This is a genomic window from Achromobacter sp. (assembly GCF_036567245.1).
Taxonomy (GTDB): Bacteria; Pseudomonadota; Gammaproteobacteria; order Burkholderiales; family Burkholderiaceae_B; genus Achromobacter.
In genome coordinates this window covers 1-8,446 of the sequence record NZ_DATCUY010000615.1, presented here as the reverse complement: position 1 = coordinate 8,446, position 8,446 = coordinate 1, and the positions used below count along the sequence as shown (strand labels likewise).

The following is an 8,446-nucleotide window of genomic DNA, read 5'->3' as shown; positions in this document are numbered from 1 at the left end:
GGCGCCGCTGGCGCTGGAGACGCTGCTGGCCCGCTGCGCCGGACGCGAGCCGCAACGCCATGCGCTGCCGCGCGACGCCACCCAGGCCATCAAGTTCACCGGCGGCACCACCGGCCTGCCCAAGGGCGTGATGCAGCCTTATCACGCATGGAACGCGGGCATCATCAACCAGATCGCCAGCTGGGGGCTCACGCACGAAGACCGCTATGTGGTGGCCGCCCCCATCACGCACGGCACCGGCACCTACCTGCTGCCGGTGCTGGCGCGCGGCGGCGCCCATTTGCTGCTGGACGGCGTCACGCCGGCCAGCATCACCGCCGCCTTCCGCGAGCGCGGCGGCACGCTGAGCTTCATGCCGCCCACGCTGATCTACATGATCATGGCCCAGCCCGGCGTCTCGCGCGCCGACTTCCCTCACCTGCGCAACCTGATCTACGGCGGCGCCCCCATGCCCGTCGAAAAGATCGACCGCGCCCGCGCCTTCTTCGGCCCGGTGCTGGGCACCACCTATGGCCAGACCGAAGCGCCGCAGATCGTGACGGTGCTGCGCCCCGCCGACCTCGAAGCGCCGGAGAACCGCGCCTCGGTCGGGCGTGTCACCTGGCTCACCGACGTGGCCATCATGTCGCCCGACGGCGCGCTGCTGCCGCACGGCGAGATCGGCGAGGTCGTGGTGCAGGGCGACCTGGTCATGTCCGGCTACTGGCGGCTGCCCGAGAAGACCGCCGAGACGGTGCAGGAAGGCTGGCTGCACACGGGCGACACCGGCCTGATCGACGCTCGCGGCTACCTGTTCCTGAAGGACCGCCTGCGCGACGTGATCATCACGGGCGGCTTCAACATCTATCCGGTCGACGTCGAGAACGCGCTGTCCGCGCACCCCGCCGTGTACGAATGCTCGGTGTTCGGCCTGCCCGACGACAAATGGGGCGAAGCGGTCCACGCCGCCGTCCAGTTCCATCCCGGCGCACAAGCCAGCGCAGACCAGCTCAAGGCCCACGTGCGCGGCCTGCTCGGCCCGGTGGCCACACCCAAGCAGTTCCACATCCATGACAGCCTGCCGCGCTCCAGCGTGGGCAAGGTGCTGAAAAATGCCGTGCGCGACGCGGCCCTGAAGGAGATCTCATGAAAACGCCCGAAACCCGCCTCTGCGCGCATCATCTCACCGGCATGTCCTACCGCGACGTGGACCTGGTCGAGGATCTGATCGGCAAGAAGACGTTCACTGAGGTCATGATCATGCAGATCCTGGGGCGCGAGGCGCGCCCGGTCGACCTGCGCATCGTCGACGCCGTGCTGGTCACCCTGATGGAGCATGGCCTGACGCCCAGCGCCATCGCCACGCGGCTGATCTACATGAGCGCGCCGGAAAACCTGCAGGGCGCGGTGGCGTCCGGCCTGATGGCCGTGGGCAGCCAGTTCGTCGGCACCATGGAAAATTGCTCGCGCCTGCTGGACCGCATCCGCCTGGCCGGGGACGGCCAAGCCGAAGCGCTGCAGATCGCCCGCGAATTCCGCGCATCGCGCAGCGCCCTGCCCGGCTTCGGCCACCATCTGCACAAGCCCGACGATCCGCGCTCGATCAAGCTGCTGGCGCTGGCCGAGGCCGAACCGGACCTCAAGGGCGACTCGCTCAAGGCGCTGCGGCTGCTTGCGGCCGCGATCGACGAGACCTACGGCAAGCACATCACCATCAACGCCACCGGCGCGGTGGCGGCGCTGCTCAGCGAGATCGGCGTGCCGACCGAACTGATGCGCGGCTTCGCCGTCATCTCGCGCGCGGCCGGCCTGGTCTCGCACGTGGCCGAGGAACAACAAAGCCCGTCCGGGCGCTACATCTGGGAAACCATAGACCACGCCATTCCCTACGTGGGCAAGGGCAAAACGCAGCAGGACGAATAGCAGCCGCGACGGCGCGGGCACCTGGCAGGCAGAATCGCGTGGTGGGCGGGGGCTGACAGGCATGTGCGCCTGACGCCCCCTAAACCGTCAGCCCAGGTTAGGCGCCAGGGTGCGCTTCAGGTCCTCGATGCTGCGGCCGCTGCGGGCGGCGTAGTCCTGCAGCTGGTCTTCGCCGATCACGCCCACGTTGAAGTACTGCGATTGCGGGTGGCTGAAGTAAAAGCCGGACACGCTGGAAGCCGGGTACATGGCGTAGCTGTCGGTCAGCATCATGCCGATGTCGGCGCCGTCCAGCACGCGGAACATGTCGGTCTTGATGACGTGTTCCGGGCAGGCCGGGTAGCCCGGCGCCGGGCGTATGCCCACGTATTTCTCGGCAATCATGTCCTCGTTGGACAGGGCCTCGTCGGGCGCGTAGCCCCACAGGTCCTGGCGCACGCGGGCATGCAGGCACTCGGCGAAGCCTTCGGCCAGGCGGTCGGCCAGCGACTTCAGCATGATGCTGGAGTAGTCGTCCAGCGCCTTTTCGAATTCCGCTTCCTTCTTCTCGATGCCCAGGCCCGCCGTGACGGCAAACATGCCGATGTAGTCCAGCTTGCCGCTGGACTTGGGCGCGATGAAGTCCGACAGCGACTTGTTGCTCACGCCTTCGCGCTTGGCGCCCTGCTGGCGCAGGTTGCGGTAGGTGAACAGCACCTCGCTGCGGGTCTCGTCCTTGTAGACCTCGATGTCTTCGTCGTTGATGCTGTTGGCCGGGTAGAAGCCCACCACGCCGTTGGCGGTGAGCCAGCGGCCCTCGATGATGCGCTTCATCATGGCCAGGCCGTCGGCGTAGACCTTGCGCGCCTGCTCGCCCACGACCTTGTCGTCCAGGATGGCCGGGAACGGGCCGAACAGGCTCCAGGTCTGGAAGAACGGACCCCAGTCCACGTACTTGGCGATCTCGGCCAGGTCGTAGCTCTTGAAGGTGCGGCGGCCGATGAATTTGGGGCGCGGCGGCGTGTAGTTGTCCCAGTCGATCGCGGGGCGCGAGGCGCGCGCCTCCGCCAGCGGCAGGATGGGCGTGGCCTTGCGGTTGGCATGGCGGCGGCGCACCTCTTCGTATTCCTCGGCCAGCTCCGCCAGATAGGTTGCCGACTGGTCCGACATCAGGTTGGTCGCCACGCCCACGGAACGGCTGGCGTCCGGCACGTAGATGACCGGGCCTTCGTAGTTGGGCGCGATCTTCACGGCGGTGTGCACGCGGCTGGTGGTGGCGCCGCCTATCATCAGCGGCAGCTTGCGGCTGCGGAAATACTCGTCGCGCTGCATTTCGCTGGCGACGTAGGCCATTTCTTCCAGGCTGGGCGTAATCAGGCCGGACAGGCCGACGATGTCGGCGTTCTCTTCCTTGGCCTTTTCCAGGATCTGGGCGCAGGGCACCATCACACCCATGTTCACGACTTCGAAGTTATTGCACTGCAGGACCACCGACACGATGTTCTTGCCGATGTCGTGGACGTCGCCCTTGACGGTGGCGATGACGATCTTGCCCTTGGCGCGCACGTCGCCGCCGGCGGCCGCGATCTGGCGCTTTTCTTCCTCGATGAAGGGAATCAGGTGGGCCACGGCCTGCTTCATGACGCGGGCCGACTTCACCACCTGCGGCAGGAACATCTTGCCCTCGCCGAACAGGTCGCCGACCACGTTCATGCCGTCCATCAGCGGGCCTTCGATCACTTCGATAGGGCGGCCGCCGCGATCGAAGATCTTCTGGCGCACTTCTTCCGTGTCTTCCACGATGAAGGCGGTGATGCCGTGCACCAGCGCGTGCGACAGACGCTTTTCCACTTCCGCGTCGCGCCAGGCCAGGTCTTCTTCCTTCTTGGCGCCCGAACCCTTCACGCTGTCGGCGAACTGCACCAGGCGTTCGGTCGGCGTGCGCTCGTCGTCGGCCTCGGTCTTGCCCACGGGCTCGGCGCGGTCCAGCACCACGTCCTCGACCAGGTCGCGCAGCTTGGGATCCAGGTCGGCGTACACGCCCAGCTGGCCGGCGTTGACGATGCCCATCGTCATACCTTCCTTGACGGCGTAATAGAGGAACACCGTGTGGATGGCCTCGCGCATGGGCTCATTGCCGCGGAACGAGAAGCTGACGTTGGACACGCCACCCGAAATGCGGGCGTGGGGCAGGTTCTCGCGGATCCAGCGCGTGCCTTCGATGAAGTCCACGGCGTAGTGGTTGTGCTCGTCGATGCCGGTGGCGACCGCGAAGACGTTCGGATCGAAGATGATGTCCTCGGGCGGGAAGCCTTCTTCCTCGACCAGGATCTTGTAGGCGCGGCCGCAGATTTCCTTGCGACGTTCCAGCGTGTCGGCCTGGCCCAGTTCGTCGAACGCCATCACCACCACGGCCGCGCCGTAGCGGCGGCACAGGCGCGCATGGTGGCGGAAGGGCTCCAGCCCTTCCTTCATGGAGATCGAGTTCACCACCGGCTTGCCCTGCACGCACTTCAAGCCTTCTTCGATGACCTCCCATTTGGAGCTGTCGATCATGATCGGCACGCGCGCGATGTCCGGCTCGGAGGCGATCAGGTTGAGGAAGCGGCGCATGCAGGCCACCGAATCCAGCATGGCCTCGTCCATATTGATGTCGATGATCTGCGCGCCGTTCTCGACCTGCTGGCGGGCCACGGCCAGCGCTTCGTCGTATTTCTCTTCGCGGATCAGGCGGGCGAACATCTTGCTGCCGGTCACGTTGGTGCGTTCGCCCACGTTGACGTACAGCGTGTCTTCGTCGATGTTCAGCGGCTCCAGGCCCGACAGGCGGGTCTTGACCGGAATGTCCGGCACGGTGCGAGGGGTCAGCGCGGTGACCTTGGCGGCGATCTCGCGGATGTGGTCGGGCGTGGTGCCGCAACAGCCGCCCGACATGTTCACCAGCCCGGCGCGGGCGAATTCTTCCAGCAGCGCGGAGGTGTCGGCCGGGGTTTCGTCGAAGCCGGTCTCGGCCATCGGGTTGGGCAGGCCGGCGTTGGGGTAGACGCAGACGTAGGTGTCGCAGATGCGGGACAGCTCGGCCACGTAAGGGCGCATCAGCGCTGCGCCCAGCGCGCAGTTCAGGCCGATGGTGATGGGGCGCGCGTGGCGCACCGAGTTCCAGAAGGCTTCAACGGTCTGGCCGGACAGGATGCGGCCGGACGCGTCGGTCACCGTGCCCGAGATCATGACGGGCAGGCGCACGCCGCGCGCCTCGAACACTTCCTCGGTGGCGAAGATCGCCGCCTTGGCGTTGAGGGTGTCGAAGATGGTTTCGATCAGGACGATGTCGATGCCGCCGTCCAGCAGGCCGTTAAGCTGCTCCACGTAGGCGACTCGCAGTTCCTCGAAGGTGACGTTGCGGGCGCCCGGGTCGTTCACGTCCGGCGAAATCGAGGCCGTCTTGGGCTGCGGGCCCAGCGCGCCGGCCACGAATCGCGGCCGCTCCGGCGTGCTGTAGGCGTCACAGGCCTCGCGCGCCAGGCGGGCGGACACCAGGTTCAGTTCGTAGGCCAGTTCCGGCAGCTCGTAGTCGCCCTGCGCGATGGAGGTAGCGCCGAAGGTGTTGGTCTCGATGACGTCGGCGCCGGCGTCCAGATACTGGCGGTGGATCTCGGAGATCACGTCCGGGCGCACCAGCGACAACAGCTCGTTGTTGCCCTTGACGTCCTTGCCGTGGTCGGCGAAACGCTGGCCGCGGAAGTCCGCCTCGCCCAGCTTGTAGCGCTGGATCATGGTGCCCATGGCGCCATCCAGGATCAGGATGCGCTTGCCCAGCAAGCGGGCGAAATCGCCGCCGTGGGTATAGGCTTCGGGCGGGTACGGCAGGCGGGGATACGACACGGGCAGGTCCGGATGGAGTTGGCGACGACGGCGCAATGTGGCGAAAAAGCGAAAAACACCGCGAAAACAAGCCCTGATCGTAACAAAATGGGCCTATTCCTGCCTCCCGGTGATACAGTTTCGGCCCCGAACCGGTGCTTTCGGCGTACAGGACAGGCAAGAACGCAACACTTGCCGGCCGCGCGCGAAAGGTAAACGGGAAACAGGAAGAACCTCCCAGGATTGCGGCCCCACAAGGCGCCGGCAAACCCGGGCTCCAGCCTGTGCTGCCCCCGCAACGGTCCCCATGCGCGCGACGCGCCCATGGCAGCCCGATACCGGCCAGTTCGATCGCAAGGAAGTCCATGCATTGCCGCCAGGCCCTCACCGGCCCGCCGCGGCGTGGGCATCCTCCCCATCGTGTATGGCCTGCGGGGTCGCGGGTCGCATCGAGGTTACGTAGATGAAAACCCGTTCCATCCGGCGCTACGCCGGCGCCCTGCTCTGCTCCGCCCCGGCCGTCGCCGCCGCCCAGCAAGCCGCCCCCGCCACTCCCCAGCTCGACGCCGTCACGGTCACCGCCCAGCGCGTGCCGACCGACGGCCGCACGCTGCCGGTGTCGATCTCGGTCATCACCGCCGAGGACATCGCCGCGGCTAGCGCCCGCACCATGCAGGACCTGCTGTCGACCCAGGCCGGCATCCACCTGATCAATACCAGCAGCTCCAGCGACAACTCCATCGTCGACCTGCGCGGCTTCGGCATCACCGGCGCGAGCAATACGCTGATCCTGATCGATGGCGTCAAGCAGAACACCAACGACCTGTCGGCGCCCAGCCTGGGCGTGGTGCCGCTGGACCAGGTCGAACGCATTGAAATCGTGCGCGGCAGCGGCTCGGTGCAGTATGGCGGCGGCACCACCGGCGGCGTGATCAACATCATCACCCGCTCCGATTTTTCGAAGGAGCCGGTGAGCGCCCGCGCCACCGCCACCTTCGGCAGCTACGGCCTGCGCCAATACGACGCCGCCGTGGCCATGAACAATGAAAAGGTCGGCATCGACGCCTACATGCAGTCGCTGCACAGCGACGGCTACCGCGACCACAGCGGCGAGCGCCGCGAGGGCGGCGGCGGCGGCATCACCTTCCGCCATGACGACGGCTCGATCCGCCTGTATGGCCGCACCACCACGCAGAAGCTGGAACTGCCCGGCCCGCGCACGATCAACCCGACCACAGGCGTGAACGAATACCAGGACGATCGGCGCGGTTCGAAGAACGACATCGACTTCGTCAAGACCACCACCACCACCTTCGGCTTGCAGGTGGAGCAGGCGATCGGCGCGGGCACCCTGTACGCCGACCTGTCGACTCGCGAAAAGAAACTGGACGGCCTGACGTATGACGGCTTCGGCGACATCCAGCGCGACCAGAAGCTGGAAGAGAACATCGCCAGCGTGCGCTACCGCCTGCCGATCAACGGCGGCCACAGCGTCGTCTTCGGCGCCGACGCCCAGGAAGCCAAGACCACGGCCAACCAGAATGCCTACTACGACTTCCAGCCGTCCAAGTGGCAGTCGCGCCAGCACCAGTACGGCCTGTTCGCCGAAGGCCAGATCCGCGCCACCGACAGCACCTACGTGACGGGCGGCGTGCGCCGCCAGTATGCGTCCGACGACCTGGACGTGATCTCCGGCTCGGGCACGGCGTCGGACCGCAGCAACCACCTGACCGCCTGGCAGTTGGGCGTACGCCAGGACCTGCCCGCCGGCTTCGGCGTGTACGGCAAGGTCGGCCGCAGCTTCCGCCTGCCCAACGCCGACGAACTGCTGTCGGTGCAGAACCCGCTGGCGCCGCAGACGTCCACCGACAAGGAAATCGGCGTGACCTGGCAGTCGGCCAGCAGCAGCGCCCGCCTGTCGTACTTCCGCTATGACCTGACCAACGAGATCCAGTACAACCCGCTGGCCGACGGCATGTGGGGTCCGGGTACCGGCGCCAACACCAACCTGGACCCGACCCGCCGCCAAGGCATCGAACTGGAAGGCCACACCGCGATTTCCAGCAGCGTGTCGCTGGACGCGAACCTGACCTGGATGGAAGCGCAGTTCCGCTCCGGCACCTACGCCGGTGTAGACCTTGCGGGCAAGACCGTGCCGCTGGCGCCCAAGTGGCTGGCGAACGCCGGCGTGACCTGGCGCCCCACCGACGCGTTCCTGTGGAACGTCGCGGCGCAGTACGTGGGCAAGTCGCGCATGGACAACGACCAGGCCAACCAGTTCGCCAAGGAACTGGACGCCTACGTGCTGTTCAACACCAAGGTGGCCTACAAGTTCACGCGCAATATCGAAGGCGCCATCGGCGTGAACAACATCTTCGACCGCCAGTACGCCTCCTACGGCATCCGCGGCGGCAACGCGTCCTTCGAGATGCTGGGCCCCGTCGCCAACTACAGCCTGTACCCCGCCCCGGGCCGCAACTTCTACGCGTCGCTCACGCTGCGCTATTGATCGCGGCATTCCGATATAGTCGGCGTTCCCCGCTGGCTATATCGGCTTCCTGCATGACCCACGCACGCACTCTCCTACGCATCGTTCCGGGGCGGTTCCTGGCCTCGGGCTTGCGGCTGGCCGCGGGCGTGGTCGCGGCTCTGCTCGCCGGCCTTGCCTTGCCCTCGGCCACAGCCGGCCAGGCCGCGGCGGATC

Annotated in this window: 4 protein-coding genes; 3 read left to right on the top strand and 1 reads right to left on the bottom strand. The window is 66.8% G+C overall.

The window, feature by feature from the left end:
* Both VIR09_RS26210 and VIR09_RS26205 read left to right on the top strand, forming a co-directional pair.
* Positions 1 to 1,129, top strand: a 1,129-nt coding sequence (locus VIR09_RS26210; protein WP_332015518.1) for a class I adenylate-forming enzyme family protein, incomplete at its 5' end; no start/stop codon positions are given.
* Positions 1,126 to 1,902: a citryl-CoA lyase gene (locus VIR09_RS26205; RefSeq protein WP_332015517.1), complete on the top strand. Its 777-nt coding sequence runs from the start codon at positions 1,126 to 1,128 to the stop codon at positions 1,900 to 1,902. The genes VIR09_RS26210 and VIR09_RS26205, both read left to right, overlap by 4 nt.
* Before the next feature lie 87 nt (positions 1,903 to 1,989).
* Here VIR09_RS26205 and metH read toward each other — a convergent pair whose 3' ends face one another.
* Positions 1,990 to 5,763 (bottom strand): methionine synthase, encoded by a 3,774-nt coding sequence (gene metH, locus VIR09_RS26200; RefSeq protein ID WP_332015516.1) that lies wholly within the window; start codon positions 5,761 to 5,763, stop codon positions 1,990 to 1,992.
* A 442-nt stretch (positions 5,764 to 6,205) separates the two neighbouring features.
* On the opposite strand from metH, the gene VIR09_RS26195 reads away from it, so the two are divergent.
* Entirely contained in the window at positions 6,206 to 8,251 is a 2,046-nt protein-coding gene (locus VIR09_RS26195) for a TonB-dependent receptor (RefSeq protein ID WP_332015515.1), read from the top strand.
* Positions 8,252 to 8,446 lie beyond the last annotated feature (195 nt).

Bases quoted from the DNA above. Each gene is read 5' to 3' on its own strand.
- VIR09_RS26205 (WP_332015517.1), top strand. From the start codon at position 1,126: ATGAAAACGCCCGAAACCCGCCTCTGCGCGCATCATCTCACCGGCATG.
- VIR09_RS26195 (WP_332015515.1), top strand. From the start codon at position 6,206: ATGAAAACCCGTTCCATCCGGCGCTACGCCGGCGCCCTGCTCTGCTCC.